The 18047-nt window shown below is 62.0% G+C and carries 11 protein-coding genes and 1 pseudogene; 7 read left to right on the plus strand and 5 right to left on the minus strand.

The annotated features are described in order from the left end of the window. Positions 1 to 17 precede the first annotated feature (17 nt). The gene (locus ACQK2M_RS18255) at positions 18 to 3209 is read left to right on the plus strand and encodes a hypothetical protein (RefSeq protein WP_425418956.1); all 3192 of its coding nucleotides are present in this window, start codon (positions 18 to 20) and stop codon (positions 3207 to 3209) included. Between the two features lie 2 nt (positions 3210 to 3211). Continuing rightward, entirely contained in the window at positions 3212 to 4129 is a 918-nt protein-coding gene (locus ACQK2M_RS18260) for an EH signature domain-containing protein (protein ID WP_425418957.1), read from the plus strand. A gap of 24 nt (positions 4130 to 4153) precedes the next feature. Here ACQK2M_RS18260 and ACQK2M_RS18265 read toward each other — a convergent pair whose 3' ends face one another. Next, positions 4154 to 6820 (minus strand): hypothetical protein, encoded by a 2667-nt coding sequence (locus ACQK2M_RS18265; RefSeq protein WP_425418958.1) that lies wholly within the window; start codon positions 6818 to 6820, stop codon positions 4154 to 4156. 209 nt (positions 6821 to 7029) lie between these two features. Then, positions 7030 to 7167, minus strand: coding sequence for a hypothetical protein (locus tag ACQK2M_RS18270; RefSeq protein ID WP_425418959.1), 138 nt, complete (start codon positions 7165 to 7167; stop codon positions 7030 to 7032). A 139-nt stretch (positions 7168 to 7306) separates the two neighbouring features. Between ACQK2M_RS18270 and ACQK2M_RS18275 the strand changes: the two genes are divergently transcribed. Together ACQK2M_RS18275 and ACQK2M_RS18280 are read left to right on the plus strand one after the other, a co-directional pair. Continuing rightward, positions 7307 to 8290: an efflux RND transporter periplasmic adaptor subunit gene (locus ACQK2M_RS18275; RefSeq protein ID WP_425418960.1), complete on the plus strand. Its 984-nt coding sequence runs from the start codon at positions 7307 to 7309 to the stop codon at positions 8288 to 8290. After that, complete coding sequence (locus ACQK2M_RS18280; protein ID WP_425418961.1) at positions 8283 to 11492, plus strand: efflux RND transporter permease subunit; 3210 nt, start codon at positions 8283 to 8285, stop codon at positions 11490 to 11492. Before ACQK2M_RS18275 ends, ACQK2M_RS18280 begins: the two co-directional genes overlap by 8 nt. A gap of 71 nt (positions 11493 to 11563) precedes the next feature. Here ACQK2M_RS18280 and ACQK2M_RS18285 read toward each other — a convergent pair whose 3' ends face one another. After that, the gene (locus tag ACQK2M_RS18285; protein WP_425420086.1) at positions 11564 to 12010 is read right to left on the minus strand and encodes a CreA family protein; all 447 of its coding nucleotides are present in this window, start codon (positions 12008 to 12010) and stop codon (positions 11564 to 11566) included. A 209-nt stretch (positions 12011 to 12219) separates the two neighbouring features. Between ACQK2M_RS18285 and ACQK2M_RS18290 the strand changes: the two genes are divergently transcribed. After that, a complete protein-coding gene (locus ACQK2M_RS18290) occupies positions 12220 to 13071 on the plus strand; it encodes a polyphosphate kinase 2 family protein (protein WP_425418962.1) in 852 nt (283 codons plus the stop codon). Positions 13072 to 13148: 77 nt separating this feature from the next. Here the strand turns inward: ACQK2M_RS18290 and ACQK2M_RS18295 are convergent. After that, positions 13149 to 14015 (minus strand): annotated as a pseudogene (locus ACQK2M_RS18295) (cation diffusion facilitator family transporter); the annotation flags it as partial. Positions 14016 to 14142: 127 nt separating this feature from the next. Here ACQK2M_RS18295 and ACQK2M_RS18300 point away from each other — a divergent pair. Together ACQK2M_RS18300 and ACQK2M_RS18305 are read left to right on the plus strand one after the other, a co-directional pair. Further along, positions 14143 to 15045 (plus strand): NAD-dependent epimerase/dehydratase family protein, encoded by a 903-nt coding sequence (locus ACQK2M_RS18300; protein WP_425418963.1) that lies wholly within the window; start codon positions 14143 to 14145, stop codon positions 15043 to 15045. 517 nt (positions 15046 to 15562) lie between these two features. Beyond that, positions 15563 to 16318, plus strand: coding sequence for an endonuclease/exonuclease/phosphatase family protein (locus tag ACQK2M_RS18305; protein WP_425418964.1), 756 nt, complete (start codon positions 15563 to 15565; stop codon positions 16316 to 16318). An 8-nt stretch (positions 16319 to 16326) separates the two neighbouring features. Here ACQK2M_RS18305 and ACQK2M_RS18310 read toward each other — a convergent pair whose 3' ends face one another. After that, complete coding sequence (locus ACQK2M_RS18310) at positions 16327 to 18021, minus strand: electron transfer flavoprotein-ubiquinone oxidoreductase (RefSeq protein WP_223477286.1); 1695 nt, start codon at positions 18019 to 18021, stop codon at positions 16327 to 16329. Positions 18022 to 18047 lie beyond the last annotated feature (26 nt).

An 18047-nucleotide genomic window follows, 5' to 3' on the forward strand; every position in this document is an offset into this window, starting at 1 on the left:
AGGGCTGGGGTGGCTTCATGCTGAATTGGACGATGAGTTCCGGCTTTGACATCGTGATCGTAATTCTCGCCATCGTGGCTGGCCTCGGGCTTGCCGGGTGGATCGTCAGACGGGCCGCGCGTGATGTCGATGACCTCGAAAAGGCCGCATCCGTCATTCTGTCCGCCTCCCAGGAGGAATTGCCTCCCAGGGAAGCTTTTTCCGCCCAGTTCGAAACAGTTCATGAGAAGCTGAAGACAAACGATACGATCGGAAGGGCGTGGCAGCGCTTCTCGTCGACGATCGTGCCTCTCGAAGCCGATGACGGCATCGAGAAGGAAAAGACCCTGGTCTCGCGGTCTACATCCCCTGCCCGCTATTTCACGCTGGAAAGCCTCAGGCTCGAGAACACTTCCGTCAACATGGTACCCGCGGCCTTTTTGGCAGTCTTCGCGCTGATCGCCGGCGTGGGGCTGGCAGGCGCGCTTGGCGGCATCGCGGCAGCCTTCGCACCGGCCGGTGCGGATGCCGCCGTTTCCGGCGAAATGATGCGCGCGGCAATCGGCAGCGCAGGGGCGAAGCTCTTCTTTATCGCCATCGTGATCGCGCTGTTTTTGGCGCTCCGACTGGCCGTGTCATGGTCTCGCAACGCCAAGGCGAGCGCTGTCCAGCATTTTTGCGACGCCCTGCTCGACCGCATCTATTTCGAGAATGCCGAATCCGCCGGCACGAGACGGCAAGATGCGATGCACTTTCAAACCAAGAGCCTGCAAAGGTTGGGCGAAAAGCTTGCGACGTCGATCGGCGGAACCACACGCGACGCCATCGTCGAAGGCTATATGGACGTCGTCTCGCGCATGGAGACACTGACCAAGCGCTACGACGATCTCGTCTCGGCGGCGCAAAAAGGCGCCAAGGAGGCGGTCGCCAAGGCTTTCGACGAGTCCGTCGAAACCAGCGCCGATATCGTGGTCAAGCGCATGGAAGCGGTCGCAGAGCATCTGTCGGCCATTCCCGAGCGAATGGAGCAGGCATCGCGCTCACTCGAAACCGCCGGCGCGAACATCTCGTCGGAGCAGCAGCGCTTCGCCGCTGATCTCCAGGCGACCGCGAACCAGAGCGTCGCTTCGGCTGCGAGCGCGGTTGCCGGCAATGTCGAGGAAACCATCCGCGGCGTGTTGGCGGAGACCCACGAGGTGTCGGCCGCGGTTTCGGAACGCCTCGGACGTCTCCCGGACCGTATCGAAGAGGCCGCCCGTACATTCGAAACGGCGTCGAGCCAGATGATCGAGGTCCAGGGCACGGTCGCGGAAGAAACGCAGGCACGCACCAAGCAGGCCGTCGAGGCCGTGACGGGGATGATCTCCGATGCCGTGGGTGAAGTCGCGAAAGCCGTTGACGAAACCATCGCGAATTCGCTGCTGCAGACGACGCAGACGCTGCGCGCCGTCGGCGAGGACATGACGCTGTTGCCCGACCGGCTTTCCGGTGTTGCACGGGCACTCGAACAATCCAGCGACCGCATCGCCGAAACGCACGCCCAGATCCTTGCGGACCTCAAGATGGGTGCGCGCGAGATGACAACGACAGCGGCCGACACGATCATCGAGCGGGTCAACGAGAACACGACCGGGTTTATCGACAAACTCTACGAGGCGAACGACGCGTTCGAAGCCCGCACGGAATCGCTGTCCGGCCTGTTCGCTGCCATCGAGCGGACCAGCGACCAGATCGCGCAAACCCATGCCCAGACGCTTGCCGACTTCAAGACCAGCGCAAGCGAGATCACCGCGGTTACCGCCGACGCCATCGCCGCGCGCGTCAATGAAAACACGGATACATTCGTCCAGAGACTGAACGAGTCCAATGACGCGTTCGAGGCGCGCGCCGAGCGGCTATCCAGCCTGTTCGCCGCTATCGAGCGCACCAGCGACCAGATCGCGCAAACCCATGCCCGAACGATTGCCGACTTCAAGACCAGCGCAAGCGAGATCACCGCGGTTACCGCCGACGCCATCGCCGCGCGCGTCAATGAAAACACGGATACATTCGTCCAGAGACTGAACGAGTCCAATGACGCGTTCGAGGCGCGCGCCGAACGGCTATCCGGACTGTATTCGACGCTGGAGCAGGCCAACGAACGGATCGCGGAAACGCACACCCGCTTCATGGCGCAGATGCAGCAATCAACGCGTGACATGACGGCCGCAACGGCCCAATCAGTGTCGCGCCACATCAACGAGAACACGGAAGCCTTCCTTGCGAAGCTCAACGAATCCAATACCGTGTTCGAGGAACGGGCCCAGGCGCTCACCGGGCTTTTCGCGACGCTTCAAACGGCCAGCGACAGGATCGCGGCGACGCATACGGGCTTCATGGAGCGCATGCATGAGGGCGCACGCGAACTGACCGAGGCCACTGCCGATACGCTTGCACGTCATGTCAACGAGAACACGCTCGGCTTTGTCGACAAGCTCAATGAATCCAACGCCGCCTTCGAGGAACGCGCACAGGCGCTGACGGGGCTGTTCGCGACGCTTCAGAAGGCCAGCGACCGGATTGCCGAAACCCATACGCGCTTCATGGGTGAAATGCAGGACAGCACCCGCGACGTCATCGCGAAGACGACGAGCACGATCGCGGCCGAAATCCAGAAAAACACCGCGGATGTGGTTTCGCGACTGCGCGAATCCGACGATTTCTTCGCATCGCGCGTCGAGGCGCTGGCATCGGTGCTGCCGCAGATCGACCAGACCGGGCGGGCGCTTGCGGAAATCATGGAGCGGGTCTCGGCTGAAAACGGGCGCGTCGGCGTAGAATTGACGGAACTGGCCGGCTCGCTGCGGGACGCGACGGGCAGTATCAAGCAGTCCGCAGACCGGTTCTCGAACAACCTGCTCGAGGTCCAGCAGTCGCTCGACGATTTCCAGAAGCTCTCGAAAGAGACCGTCGAAACGGTTGGCACGTCGCAGCGGAACTTCAAGGAATCCATCGGCATGCAGGCCGAGCTCTGGCAGCGCCATGTCGAGCGGTTCGACGATGTCGACCGGAAACTCGGCGACGTCTTTGCGGAAATGGCTTCGCAGATCGATACGCAGACACGGCTGATGCGCGACCAGGTGGCTGAAATGGACAGTTCCCTGGCTACGGCCGTGACACATCTCGGCGAACTCGTGGAAGAGCTCAACGAAACGCGTTCGGGCGCGGGTGAAACCGGGGCCTATCGCTGACCATGGCCAGCTTCACCGGACTGAGAGAGCGGCTGGATAAACATCTCGGCCAGACAGTGCCGGGAGGGCAAACAGCGGCTCCCATTCCCGGTCGTGTGAAGGATGTGGCCAAGAGATGGGCGCGCAAGCGTGCGGCAGCCCGCATTCCCGAGCAGGGCCGCAGGCGGCGCCTGCGCGAGACGGCGCGGAAACTCAAGGAAGGACTGGGCGCGGAAATTCCGCTGAGCGACATCCGGCTTTCCCTGTTTCACATGCGTGACGAGGACGCCTTCACGTCGAGTACCATTGCGCGTCACCGGCTTGTCACCGAAGCGATGACGCGGCCGGGCAAGACACCCGTCAACGTCCTCTTCAACGCCTTCTTCCATATTTTCGAACGGGGCAGCCCCGAGACCGATCGGATCTACCAGCACCTGCGCAAGAACCAGGCGTCGCTGCGGATCAGTTCGCGGGAGTTCGTGGAGAAAACGAAATTCTTCGACGGCGATTATGGTCTGGACACAATCATCGACAGTGTCGATCTGAGGAACCCCGTTCGTTCGCTTGCCCGTTCGGGCCTCAAGGACGACGTGCAGGATTCATTGTACGGACTGGCCATCAAGTGCGCCCTGATCGAACGGACGCTCGCGCATGTCGATCTCGACGCGCAGCCGCTCAAGACCATTCTGGGATGGATCGAACTGGGCGAACGCAGGCGTCCGGACCTCGAATGCGCCTACTACGAGATCCTGCTGTCGCCTTTCGTCGCCAGAGACCCCTCGCCCGATGTGAAGAGAACGATCAGCCGATTCCTGCTCGGCCATTTCGGCGACCCGCGTTCGGTCTCGTGGCCGAAACTGAGAGACGATACGGGTCGCCTCAAGCGGGACGCTTGCATGAGCGTAATGGTTCGGTGGCTGGACACCGGAATCCTGCGCTAGACGAACCCGCGAGCCGGCAGGAGCCTAGATGGGCCGGTCCGGCGGAATCGGCACATTGTCCGGGATAATCGGGCGTCCGGGCTCCGCGTCAGCGACGGCTGCAGTTTCAGGCACCTCTTCAGCTGACGTATCCGCGGGCGCTTCGGAAGGCGCAATGGCGAGTTCGGGTTCTGCAGCCGGCTGCTCTGCCGGTGCGGGCGCAGGTTCCGGCGCAGCGGCTTGAACCGCGGCTTCTTCGCCCCAGGCTTCAGTGGCCGAACGGAACACCTCGCCGCCCGTCGCGCCGGTCACGAGACGCAGTGTCGAACGCCGTCCGCTGAAATAGACAAACGGAATCTCGATCAGATCGGGATTGCTCATCAAGCTGGCGTGCAATTCGCGCGCCGCGGGAACATCCGCGAGAGCGAACAGGAAGATATTGTCGGCGATCTTGACGATGGAACCCACCAGAGGCTGGCTCCGGTCCTGCCCGCTCTGTACGAAGGTAATGCCTTCGACAGAAGAAATCTCGCTGCTGGAAACACTGTCAGCCGGCGCGAAGACCAGTTCAAACAGGTGCGAAGCTGGTAGCGTTTCATCGAGATTGCGCCGCAAGGTCAGCGTCGCGCGCAGGCCCTCGCCCGGTATCGTGATCTCGCCGCGAATGGCAGGCTCCGCCGCGGCACCGGGACTCGGCGCTGACTGGATCAACGACCAGACGACATTGCCGGTGGCAACCGGTTGCTGCCCACCCGAGGTGGCGAACAGGAACGCCTTCTCGCCATCGATGGCGGCCACCGCCGGCTCGGCGGCAGGTTGTTCCGCGGTTTCTTCCTGCGCGGCCTCAGCGGCTTCCGCCGTGTCCGTTTCAGAAACTGTTTCAGTTTCAGCGACTTGCGTCCCGGCGGGTTCGTCGGCGGGCGCCGGTTCTCCCACCGCATCGCCTTCGCCGGCATCCGTCGTTGCGCTGCGCAATGAATCGGAGGATTCACCGGCAAGCCCGGCGACAAACTCGACCACCCATCCGGCAGTGGACTTGGCCTTTGCCGCATAGCGCGACGTCATGTCGGGAAGCGCAAAGGCGGTCGCGATCACTCCCACGATCAGCAAGACCAGCAATACGGCAAACATCCGGCCCGACCCGCCACGTCGTCGGGGCCTGTCGTCTTTCGCACGGACCTGCCGGGCAGCTACCGGGCCGGCCGGTTCGTCCATCGCGAATTCCTGATCGAAGGCATCTTCCGGCAATTCGAAGGAATCATCCGTCGCCCAACGATCGACCTCCGCGGGCGCGGGGTTCGCGCGGCCGTGATCGGCGTAGTTCTCATCCGTATCATCGTCGTCATACTCGACGCGTTCACGACGTGCGGGGCGCTGCGGTTTCTTCGCCGGCTTGCTGCGAATCTGGTGCCGGGAGGTGTCCGCAGCGATCAGATCCTGTACGGCCTCCTCGACTTCATCGTCTATCGAGCGCGGCGCAACGAGGTCTTCCTCGGGAAAATCGAAATCCAGTTCTATGTCGTCTTCGGGAACAGTGAGTTCCTGAACGGCTTCCTCGACCTCGTCGGCGATCGTGCGTTCCAGATCGAATTTCTCGGGCATTGGCGGCGCGGCGGGGCGCACCGGTTTCTCGACCTTGCGCACCTGTGGCTGCTCGTCATCCGCGGACCAGATATCTTCGAGTTCACTGATGAAGCCGCCCTTATCGGCGCCGTCAGTCGCGGCGTCGGTATCGACGGCCTTGGACGACTGTTCCGACTCGACCTCGCGAATCGCCTGGTTGAGCCTTTCGATATGCCCGTGAACGGTATCAAAGTCCGGTTGGGGCGACAAAGCCTTGAGATAGCGGACCAACGCGTTGCGTGCTCTGCGATAGATGATCTCGCGCGTCGCCGAGTCGCGCATGTCCTCATTGCTGACAGCCTTGAGCAGCATGAGTTTGACGTCGAATTCCGGCTTCTCCGACTTCGCTTCCAATACGCCGGCGGGCTCCGGCGCCGGTTCAGGTTGCGGAGCCGCAGTCGCCTGCTCCTCCTTCGGTTCTTCAACGGGTTCCGGATCCGGCGTCGCAGCCGATTTTGTTTGCTGCTCTTCCTCAGGCGTGATCGGAAGCGCCAATTCGGCCGTCAATGCGGACTGGAATTCCGCAAGCGGATCACTTTCGCCGGCTTCCACCTTGAGAGCCTGGCTGGCGGAGCCGCCGATCGCGGTCGTGCGCTGCGGCGTGTATTGCGGCTTTTCGTTGGTTGTGTTCCCGACCGGCGCCTCGGGCGCTGACGGTGTCTTCGCGACTTCGGGATGCGGCGCAGACGGGGCCGTATCGGCCGGCGTCGGCTCATTCGCGCTGGCGGCGACAACAGGCTCCCTGCCGGCAGGCTCCGGATTCTTTCGGATAATCGGCGTGACGTTGCTTTCCGGCGTATAGGCCGGTTTTACAGCGGAAGGCTCGGGTCGCGCAGGTGGTTCCGACTGTGCAGCGGGCGCAGGCGACGCTGGTTTCGCCGGGACCATGAGTTGCTCCGCCTCAAGGTCCAGAATGGCGTTTTCCAGCTCCTCCATCGTGTCGCAAATTTCGGCTTCGCCTGCCGAACGGGCGTCGAGTTGGCGCCTTATCGTCTTGCGCACTTTCTCATAGGCCGATGCCCGCGACAGCGGGGTATTTTCAGAAAGCCCCTGAATAGCGACGCGAATGTAATTGGCAAAATCCGACACGGAAATCCGATTCTCCGTTTCATGTCAGACATACAACGGAAACCCCGGAATTACCCGAACCGCGTACACCCGTTAAAATACAAGGCAAGCCCGCCCGTACCGATGATTACGCCATCTGGACCAAACGATCAAGAAACGGCCGGGCTCGCATAACAATAGGGAACCGCGTCCAGAATCATTCCGAAACCGCGACTCCAATCGCGGGGACACTAGCTCTTTTCATTTGCCGCAACAAGATTCGGGAATATCGAGGCTTTTTTGGGGTTTGACCGCGTTTTTTTCTGGCCGCACGCCGATTTCGTCCACAAAGCATGTGGCTTTGATGCCGTTTCCTTGATCGCGGTCATGGACCGCGTTCCGTTCGCGCGTTCTTTTGGCCCCCACTTGAAATGCGAAGCAGCAACATATATTGAAGTTCGCAAATATACTAAATCAGGAATGTTTTCATACCCGTCAGGGCGTGAAACCAGAAAGCAGGACTTGAACATGCGCGCGACACTTGCCGCCATCACATCCGCAATGGCGCTGGCTTTGATGCTTCCGCCCGTCGCGGGAGCCGAAACCTTCACGCTCGAACCAACCGACGTGACCGAATGGAAGGCCGTCTATGCCCGCATCGAGGCGCGAGACCGCATCCCCGCCCGCGCAAGGCTCGGCGGCACGCTTGTCGAACTCTCGGTGACCGAAGGCGATCTCGTCGAATCGGGGCAGAAACTAGCGCGGATCGTCGACGAGAAGCTCGACTTCCAGATGAATGCGATCGACGCGCAGCTTCAGGCCCTTAATTCGCAGCTCGTCAACGCACAGTCCGAACTCTCCCGGGGCGAGGAACTGCTTCAGCGCGGCGTTACCACCGTGCAGCGGCTCGACGGTCTGCGCACCCAGGTCGAGGTGCTGACCAACCAGATCGAGGCGACGCGCGCCGAACGGCGGGTGCTCGAGCAGCAGGTTTCCGAAGGTACCGTGCTCGCACCCTTGTCCGGCCGGGCGCTGGACGTGCCTGTCGCAGCCGGAGCGGTCGTGGCGCCCGGCGAATCGATTGCCACCATTGGCGGCGGAGGTTTCTTCCTGCGTTTGGCCGTGCCGGAGCGCCATGCCGGAACCTTCCGCGAAGGCGACACGATCCAGATCGAGACCGACGAGACGGTCGAAGGCAAGCTGGCGCGCGTCTACCCACAGATCGAGAATGGCCGCGTGATCGCCGATGTCGAAGTCGAAGGCCTCGACGATGCGTTCGTCGATGCACGCGTGCTGGTGCGTCTCCCGGTCGACACGCGCCCTGCCCTGCTGGTGCCGCAAGACGCGGTCGAAACCGTCTCGGGGCTCGATTTCGTGACGATCACGGAGGGCGGTGAACCCGTCAGGCGCACCGTAATAACCGGCATCCATCACATGGTGGATGGCAAGGACATGGTCGAGATCGTCACCGGTCTCGAAGGCGGCGAAGACGTGGTGACCAACGATGAGTGATGGACAATTCGACGGACGGCTCGGCATTGCCGGGCACCTGACGCGCGCGTTCATCGTCTCGCCGCTAACGCCGCTCTTCATCATCGCCGCTCTTGCGGTCGGTCTCGTCGCGCTGATTTCGCTTCCGCGCGAAGAGGAACCGCAAATCTCCGTGCCCCTGGTGGATATCCACCTTCAGGCTCCCGGCCTGAAGGCCGAGGACGCGGTGAAACTCGTCACCGAGCCGATGGAAACCATCGTCAAGGGCATCAACGGCGTCGAGCACGTCTACAGCCAGACCAGCGACGACTACGCGATGGTCACGGCCCGCTTCCTTGTCGGCACATCGTCCGACGCGGCCATTCTGCGCGTGCATGAGAAACTGCGCGCCAACATGGACCGTATTCCGGTCGGCATAGAGGAACCGCTGATCGTCGGGCGCGGCATTGATGACGTCGCGATCGTCTCGCTGACACTCTCACCGGAACCGGGCCTCGACATCACCGCAAACGATCTGACCCGGGTCGCGCGCGAACTGCGTGCCGAGGTCGCGAAGATCGAGAATGTCGGCCTGACCTATCTTGTCGGCGAGGCACCGGAAGCGATCCGTATCGCGCCCGATCCTGAGCGGCTGGCGCTTTACGGCGTCACCCTGCAGCAACTCGCCGGCAAGGTGCAGTCCGCCAACCGGACGTTCTCGACGGGCAAGCTGCGCGACAATGGCGAGCAGATCGATCTTGTCGCCGGCGAAACGCTCACTGCGCCGGCCGAGGTCGCGAACCTTCTTCTGACGTCCCGCGACGCCCGTCCCGTCTATGTGCGCGATGTGGCGACAGTGGAGTATGTTTCCGACACCTCGGACCAGATAGTCGCCAACGTGACGCGCAACGAGGCAGGCGAACTGCAACGCACGCCCGCCGTGACCCTGGCGGTCGCGAAACGGGCCGGCGCAAATGCCGTGGTGGTCGCTGAGGAGATCCTGCACAAGGCGGAGGAACTGGAAGGACACCTGATTCCGGATGGCATCGAGGTGCAGGTCACCCGCGACTATGGCGAAACGGCCAACGAAAAGGCCAACGAACTGCTGTTTCACCTCGGCCTCGCCACCGTTTCGATCATCGCTCTGGTGCTGTTCACCATCGGTTGGCGGGAAAGCATCGTGGTCGCGATCGTCATTCCCGTGACCATCCTGCTGACACTCTTCGCCGCATGGATCATGGGTTACACGCTCAACCGCGTTTCGCTGTTCGCGCTGATCTTCTCCATCGGTATCCTGGTCGACGACGCCATCGTCGTGATCGAGAACATCGCCCGGCACTGGGGAATGAGCGGCGGCAAGCACCGTGTCGCGCGCGCCATCGAGGCCGTCGCGGAAGTCGGCAACCCGACCATCGTCGCGACGCTGACCGTCGTGGCCGCATTGCTGCCAATGCTGTTCGTTTCCGGCCTGATGGGGCCGTATATGAGCCCCATCCCGGCCAATGCGTCGGCGGCGATGATCTTCTCGTTCTTCGTCGCGGTGATCGTTACGCCGTGGCTGATGGCGAAGATCGCAGGCGGCGCCCCGGTTCACGACCACGAGGGCCCCGGACATCAGCCCGGCGGCAAGCTCGGCGGTCTCTACACGCGATTTGCGCGGCCGATCCTGGCAACCAAGGGACGCAGCCTCGCATTCCTCCTGATCACGGCGGCGCTGTCCTTCGGCTCGCTCGCCCTGCTCTACACCAAGGATGTGACCGTCAAGCTGCTGCCGTTCGACAACAAGTCGGAACTGGCCGTTGTCATCGACATGCCGGAAGGCTCGTCGGTCGAAGCGACGGATGCCGTCGCTCAGGCCGTGGCGCGGACCGTCACGCAACTGCCGGAAGTGGTTTCGGTGCAGACCCACGCGGGAAGCGCCTCCCCGTTCAACTTCAACGGCCTCGTGCGTCACTACTATCTGCGCGCGCAGCCCAATTTGGGCGACCTGCAGATCAACCTGACGCCGAAAACCGAGCGAGACCGGGAAAGCCACGATATCGCGCTGGAAATCCGTGAGCGGATCAGCGAACTCGACGTACCGGAAGGCACCAGCCTGAAGACCGTCGAGCCGCCGCCCGGGCCGCCCGTGATCTCGACGCTCCTCGCCGAGGTGTATGGTCCGGATGCGGAAACCCGTCGCATGGCGGCCGCGAAAATCCGGGAGGCCTTCGAGGCCGTGCCGTTCGTGGTCGATGTGGATGACAGCTTCGGCACCCAGGCACGTCGTCTGCGCGCCACGATCAACACCGACGATCTGGAGTTCGTCCAGGTCCAGGAGAGCGACGTGTTCGACACGCTCGCGATCCTCAACGGTGGTTCGACCGTCGGTTATTCGCATCGCGGCGATGGCCGCCATCCGATCCCGATCCGTGTCGAACGGGCAAAGGGCGACCGGGTTCTCGATGAGCGGTTCATGTCCACACCGATCCCGGCCAATGTTCTCCCCGGCGCTCGCGGCGTGGTGGAACTGGGCGACGTGATCGATGTCGAAGAGGAAAAAGCGTCCTATCCGGTGTTCCGCCACAACGGACGCGATGCCGAGATGGTCACGGCCGAACTCGCCGGCGACTACGAAGCGCCGCTCTATGGCATGATCTCGGTCACGGAAGAGCTGGAGAAAATCGACTGGCCCGAAGGCACCAAGCCTTTGATCAAGCTGCATGGCCAGCCGGATGACGAAAGTGTCGTGACGCTGTTGTGGGACGGCGAATGGGAAGTGACCTGGGTGACATTCCGCGACATGGGCGCCGCCTTCATGGTTGCCCTTCTCGGCATCTACATCCTCGTCGTCGCGCAGTTTGGCTCTTTCAAGCTGCCATTGGTCATCCTGACCCCGATCCCGCTGACCTTCCTGGGCATCATGGGCGGCCACTGGCTGTGGGGCGCGCCGTTCTCGGCAACATCGATGATCGGCTTCATCGCACTTGCCGGCATCATCGTGCGCAACTCGATCCTGCTCGTCGACTTCATTCGGAATGCCGACACCGAGGGCAAGACGAAGATCGATATCCTGCTGGAAGCCGGCGCAATCCGCTTCAAGCCGATCCTCCTGACCGCGGTCGCGGCGATGATCGGCGCGGTGGTGATCCTGGCCGACCCGATCTTCCAGGGGCTGGCGCTGTCGCTGCTCTTCGGCCTGCTGTCGTCAACGCTGCTGACGGTGCTCGTGATCCCGGCGATCTATCGCGTCCTCAGAACCTGACATCGCGCCAGAACAAACGAAAAAGGCCGCCCGCTTCATCGCGGGCGGCCTTTTCAGTTCCGGCGAGGAGATTACTTCTCCGCGATCGGCTCCACCTCTCCGTAGAGTGGCACGGTCGAGATGGCCATCTTCGCGGAGCCGTCCTGTACCTGGCGGGAATGCGACAGATAGATCAGCGTGTTGTTATCGCGATCGTAAATCCGCTTCACCACAAGCTTCTTCCAGATCAGCGAACGCGAGCTCTTGAAGATCTCTTCCCCGTCTTCGTCCAGGTCGATATCCCCGATCTTGATGGGGCCGGTCTGGCGGCAGGCTATGGAGGAATTGGACGGGTCCTCGAACCAATTGCCCTTCTGCAGCCGGTCGATCAGGCCGCGGTCGAAATAGGCAACGTGGCATGTCACGCCATCGACTTCGGGATCGGCGATCGCCTCGATGACAATATCGTTGCCGAGCCAGTCGACACCGACCTCTCCGACCTGCTCGGCGGAGGCAGCGGACGGGACGATGACCGTCATGGCAAGGCCAAGAAACGTGTTACGTAAAATCTTCGACATGTACGGTCTCCGGGTAATGGAATCGTCCATTATGTTTGTTCGCGCCGCCTTTCCCGCAAGGCCGTGAGCGCTTCTTTGTGCCGCAGGCCCGCCATCCAGCGGTCCGTCCATCTTGTTGCAATGCATCAAATCGGCATAGTCTCCATAAGACTTAGAGAGGGCGATGGGGCATGAGCAAGAAATCCGGCGGCATGAAATCCCGGGACGGGACGCCCAGACTGGCCGATGTGGACCTCTCGCTTCACCTCGGCCGATCCGCCTATGAGAACAAGCTGACCAAGCTTCAGCATCTCCTCACGCAGATCCAGCAAGCCTACCTCTTTTCGGGCCAGTCGGCGGTTATCCTCTTCGAGGGCTGGGACGCGGCCGGCAAGGGCGGCACGATCCGCCGTATCTCGGCGGCGCTCGATCCGCGCAGCTTCAAGGTCTGGCCGATCGGCGCGCCGCGAAAATACTATCTCGAACGCCATTTCCTGTTGCGTTTCATGGAGCGGATGCCGCCCAACGGCGCGATCACTATTTTCGACCGCTCGTGGTACGGCCGCGTTCTGGTCGAGCGCGTGGAAAACCTCACTCCCGAAAAACGCTGGAGAAGCGCCTACAAGGAGATCAACGACTTCGAGCGCATGCTCCACGACGACGACACGCGGCTGGTGAAGCTGTTCTTCCACATATCGCCCGAGGAACAGCTGGCCCGGTTCGAGGAACGGTTAAAGAACCCTCTGAAGCGCTGGAAGCTCTCCTACGAGGATTTCCGCAACCGCAACCGCTGGGACGACTATGCCACCGCGATCGACGAGATGTTCGAGCGGACCTCCACGGATTACGCCCCGTGGCATCTGATTGCGGCTAACGACAAGAAACACGCAAGGATCGCGGCGATGAAGACGATCACCAGCGAGTTGAGCAAAGGCGTCGATCTCGAGCCGCCTTTGCTGGACGAGACCGTCCTCGACGCAGCGAAGGAGCATATGGACATTACCCCTTCCCTGATCGAAAGCCTGGCAGGCCGAACGGAATAGGCGCCCGTCCGCTTAGCCGTGACCGTGCCAATCCGATCGGGATGGTCGCAGGCATGCAGGCTGCACTCCATCTCCAGCGTCGAATGGCCGATGCCGAATTTCTCGGACAGCATCGCCTTGACCCGAAGCTTGATGTCGTCGGCGTGATCCCATGCGCCGCGATCAATCACCAGATGGGCGTCGAGCGCGTTGTCATGTTCGTTCATCTGCCAGAAATGGGCGTGATGGATGCCGGCGACGCCTTCGACGGCTTCCATCTGGCCAATGACAGCATCGGTGCGGATATCCGGGGGACTGCCGAGCATCAGGATGCGGATCACACCTCCGATCTCGGCGAATGCCTGCCAGAGGATGTATCCGGCGATGAGCAGGGTCACGAGCGGATCGATAAGCCGCCAGTCGAAGAGCAGGATCAGCGTGCCCGCGACTATCACGGCAACGGAGCCCAGCGCGTCGGCGACATTGTGGAGGAAGGCTGCGCGAATGTTCACGCTCTCCTTTGACAGGGCGAAGGTGAGTGCCGCCGTAACGACATCGACGACGAGCGCGATGGCCGCAATGATCACGACGGTCCAACCCGCGACATCCTGCGGATCGAGGAACCGCATCGCCGCCTCGTAGACGAGATAGACCCCGATCACGATCAGCGTGGTGTAGTTGATCAGCGCAGCGACGATCTCCACGCGGCCATAACCGAAGGTCATTGCCGAATCGGAAGGGCGGCGGGCGATCTTGCGGGCCGCGAATGCGATGATCAGCGAGATCGCGTCGGAGAAATTGTGCAGGGCGTCGGCGATCAGAGCCAGGCTGCCGGCGAGGACGCCGCCCACAACCTGCGCGACCGTCAGGGCGAGATTAACTCCGACGGCCAGCGCCACGCGCATGTCTCCCGCATCGGGATCGACGTGATGGTGGTGATGGCCGTGCTTGTGCCCATGCGCCATAACAGACTCCTTTGGTTCCTCTGTCCCGCAGAGATAGTGTCTCTAGCGACTAGAGCTTCAAGAGGAAAAATAGACGGTTGTCCGATCACGGTTCAATGTTACGAAGATGACCGCGAAGGAGAGATTGATGTCAGCAAAGAAGCGTATCCTTTTCACCGGCGGATCGGGCAAGGCCGGCCGGCATGTCGTCCCCTACCTGCTCGACAAAGGCCATCGGGTGGTCAATGTAGACCTGACGCCGCTCGACCATCCGGGCGTCGACAACCTGACGGCCGACATCGCCGATTCCGGCCAGATGTTCAACGTGATGAGTTCCTATGCGAATTTCGACGAGTTGGAACCCGGCAACGGCGTGCCATCGTTCGACGCGGTCGTCCATTTCGCCGCCATTCCGCGCATCCTGATCCATCCCGACAACGAAACGTTCCGCATCAACACGGTCGGCACGTACAATGTCATCGAGGCGGCGATGAAGCTCGGCATCCGCAAGATCGTGATCGCTTCGTCGGAAACGACCTACGGCATCTGTTTCGCCGACGGGCGGCGCGATCCGGTATCGCTACCGCTCGACGAGGAGTACGACGTCGATCCGATGGACAGCTACGGGCTTTCGAAAGTCGTCAATGAGAAGACTGCCCGCGCCTTTGCGCTGCGGTCCGGCTTCGACATCTACGCGCTGAGGATCGGCAACGTGGTCGAGCCGCACGAATATGAGCAGAACTTCCCGACCTATTTCGCCAATCCCGAAATGCGGAGGCGCAATGCGTTCTGCTATATCGATGCGCGCGATCTCGGCCAGATCGTCGATCGCTGCCTTGCGACCGATGGTCTGGGCTTCCAGGTTTTCAACGCCGGCAACGACACCAACGGGATGAACATCCCGACCGCGGAGCTGGTCGAACGCTTCTTTCCCGGCGTGCCGCTGACCCGCGAAATGGGGGAGAACGAGGCGCTTTTCTCGAACAGGAAAATCCGCGAGGTTCTCGGCTTCGAGGAAGAGCATGACTGGCGGAAATATGTGAAGGGCTGAGGCAATACGCAGCCGCTTCGCACGTCTTCCAGGCCTCTATGCGTCCCGCGCCTCGCTCCGCGTCATGCCGAACCGCGTGGCCCCCGCCGCCTGACGTATCGAAGCGCTGCCAATTGCCGCGCGAAGAGTCGAGAACAAGCCCCGTAAGCTCGTGGACGTGGCGCACTGCCAGTTCCGACACCCGCCCATCCGGGACCTGCCAGATGGCGGGATACAACAACACAGTGACGCTCAATGTCGGATATTCCTACAAATTCGGGCGATAGCGCGCGCCACACTGCGGTCATGGTTCCCCTGCTAATGCACGTCGGCAACAGCAAGGGAAACGGGGCGCGTGTTCAGGACAGTCTTCGTTCGGCTTTCAGCAGCCGCGGTGATATTGCTCGCCATTCCGACGGGATTGTCACTGCTCAACCGGTTGGCTCCGCAATTCGATTCCCTTGCCCATTTCCGGCTCCATCTCGCCGCCGCGCTCACCGCCGCCGCGATACTGGCGGCATTTCTCGGCGCGCGGAGAATGGCCATGGTCGGCGGACTGACCGTCGTGGCCGCGCTGGTTCTCACCTATCCCTATCTTCCGGGTCTTTCGCCGGGCTCCTTCTCGAGCGCCAATGCGTCGCCCCGCAGTTTGCGGGTGCTGCAGTTCAATACCTTGTATGACAATACGCAGACCGATCTCGCCGCCCGGGTCATCCGCGCCGCAGACCCTGATGTTGTTTTCCTGCAGGAGGTCACTGACAGTCCCAAAGCACTGATCAACCTGCTGAAGGACGACTATCCGGTGCAACTGCGCTGTGGCGATTCGGCAATCGGCGGCGCGACGGTGATCTCGCGCATTCCGGCCGCCAGGGACAAGATCGACTGCGTCGAAAGTTTTGCCCTGTCGGCGATCCGGCTCGACCTCGGCGGCGAACCGATAACATTCGCGAGTTACCACGGTTTCTGGCCTTGGCCGTTCAACCAGCAAGAGGGGATCGACAAGCTGGCCGGACAACTCGCCGCCCTGCCCCATCCGCTCATTCTGGCTGGTGACTTCAACGCCACGACATGGAGCGAAGGCGTCCATCAGATTGCTCGGCTCACGGACACCTCGCCGGCCCCCGGGGCACGCGCGACCTGGCTTTCGTCGCATCTGCCGAACGCGCTGAAACCTCTGATCGGCCTGCCGATCGATCAGATCATGGTCTCGGACGAATTTACGATTACCAGCATCGAGAAATTGCCGTTTGCTGGAAGCGACCATCTGCCGGTGGTCGCCGATATCGCGTTCTAAGCGCCCTCTTACATATTCGGATAGACCGGCCCCTCGCCGCCCTGCGGCACCGTCCAGTTGATGTTCTGGTTCGGGTCCTTGATGTCACAGGTCTTGCAGTGGACGCAGTTCTGGGCGTTGATCTGGAAGCGGACTGCATCGCCCGGCTTGCGGTCGGCGTCCGCCGGGACCGAGTTGCCGTCGGCATCGATCCATTCATACACGCCTGCGGGGCAGTAACGGGCGGAAAGTCCCGCGAATTCAGCATATTCGGAGGATTTCTGAAGGTCCATGTCCTTGACCTTGAGATGGACCGGCTGATCCTCCTCATGGTTGGTGTTCGACAGGAACACCGAGGACAGTCGATCGAAGGTCAGCACGCCGTCGGGCTTCGGATAGGCGATGGGCTTGAACTTCGACGCCTTTGCCGTGGCAGCGTAATCCGGCTTGCCGTGTTTCAGCGTACCGAGCGGCGACCAGCCGCCGGTGATCTGCGCGATCCACATGTCGATGCCGCCGATACCGACGCCCAGCGCCGTGCCGAACCGCGACCAGAGCGGCTTGACGTTGCGCACGCGTTTCAGGTCCTTGCCGATCTCGCTGTCGCGCCATTCGTTCTCATAGGCATCGAGCGCGTCATCATTGGCCTTGCCGGCCTTGAGAGCCTCCGCCACCTTGTCGGCGGCCAGGATGCCGGACAGCACCGCGTTGTGCGACCCCTTGATGCGCGGCACGTTCACGAAGCCCGCCGAACAGCCGATCAGAGCGCCGCCGGGGAAGGAAACCTTCGGAACGGACTGGAAGCCGCCTTCGGTGATCGCGCGGGCGCCATAGGCGATGCGCTTGCCGCCCTCGAACGTGTCGCGGATCGCGGGATGTGTCTTGAAGCGCTGGAATTCCTCGAAGGGATAAAGATAGGGATTCTGGTAATTGAGGTGCAGCACGAAGCCGACTGCGACCAGATTGTCCTCAAGGTGATAGAGAAACGAGCCGCCGCCGGTCTTCATGTCGAGCGGCCAGCCGAAGGAGTGCTGCACCAGTCCCTGGCGGTGCTTCTCGGGGCGGACCTCCCAGAGTTCCTTGATGCCGATGCCGAACTTCGGATAGTCGCTTTCGGAATCGAGCTCGAACTTCGCGATCAGTTGCTTGGCCAGCGAGCCGCGCACGCCCTCGCCGATCAGCGTGTACTTGCCGTGCAGTTCCATTCCGCGCGCATACATCGGCCCAGGCGTTCCGTCGCGTTCGATGCCCATGTCGCCGGTCGCGACGCCCTTGACCGAGCCGTCCTCATTGTAGAGCACCTCGGCGGCGGCGAAGCCCGGATAGATCTCGACGCCAAGCGCCTCCGCCCTGCCCGCCAGCCAGCGGCAGACATTGCCGAGCGAGACGATGTAGTTGCCGTGATTGTTCATCAATGGCGGCATTGCGAAATTCGGCAGGCGGAGCGACCCCGCAGGGCCCAGGAACAGGAACTGGTCGTCGGTAACCTCGGTCTTGAAGGGATGATCCGGATCGTCGCGCCAGTCGGGGATCAACTTGTCGATCCCGACGGGATCGACCACCGCGCCGGACAGGATATGCGCGCCCACCTCGGCGCCCTTTTCCAGCACCACGACCGTCATTTCCGGGTCGGCCTGTTTCAGCCGTATCGCCGCTGCAAGCCCTGCCGGGCCCGCCCCGACGATCACCACGTCGAATTCCATGCTTTCGCGCGGTTCGTTCATCGGATTAGCGGTATCATTCATGTTCT

Origin of the sequence: Oricola indica (assembly GCF_965227485.1) — a bacterium.
Lineage (GTDB): Bacteria > Pseudomonadota > Alphaproteobacteria > Rhizobiales > Rhizobiaceae > Oricola > Oricola indica.

Excerpts from the sequence above, each read along its gene's own strand:
- ACQK2M_RS18310 (WP_223477286.1), bottom strand. The coding sequence starts at position 18,021 with ATGAACGAACCGCGCGAAAGCATGGAATTCGACGTGGTGATCGTCGGG.
- ACQK2M_RS18275 (WP_425418960.1), top strand. The coding sequence starts at position 7,307 with ATGCGCGCGACACTTGCCGCCATCACATCCGCAATGGCGCTGGCTTTG.
- ACQK2M_RS18260 (WP_425418957.1), top strand. The coding sequence starts at position 3,212 with ATGGCCAGCTTCACCGGACTGAGAGAGCGGCTGGATAAACATCTCGGC.
- ACQK2M_RS18285 (WP_425420086.1), bottom strand. The coding sequence starts at position 12,010 with ATGACGGTCATCGTCCCGTCCGCTGCCTCCGCCGAGCAGGTCGGAGAG.
- ACQK2M_RS18305 (WP_425418964.1), top strand. The coding sequence starts at position 15,563 with ATGGCCATGGTCGGCGGACTGACCGTCGTGGCCGCGCTGGTTCTCACC.
- ACQK2M_RS18270 (WP_425418959.1), bottom strand. The coding sequence starts at position 7,167 with ATGACCGCGATCAAGGAAACGGCATCAAAGCCACATGCTTTGTGGACG.
- ACQK2M_RS18280 (WP_425418961.1), top strand. The coding sequence starts at position 8,283 with ATGAGTGATGGACAATTCGACGGACGGCTCGGCATTGCCGGGCACCTG.
- ACQK2M_RS18255 (WP_425418956.1), top strand. The coding sequence starts at position 18 with ATGCTGAATTGGACGATGAGTTCCGGCTTTGACATCGTGATCGTAATT.
- ACQK2M_RS18300 (WP_425418963.1), top strand. The coding sequence starts at position 14,143 with ATGTCAGCAAAGAAGCGTATCCTTTTCACCGGCGGATCGGGCAAGGCC.
- ACQK2M_RS18290 (WP_425418962.1), top strand. The coding sequence starts at position 12,220 with ATGAGCAAGAAATCCGGCGGCATGAAATCCCGGGACGGGACGCCCAGA.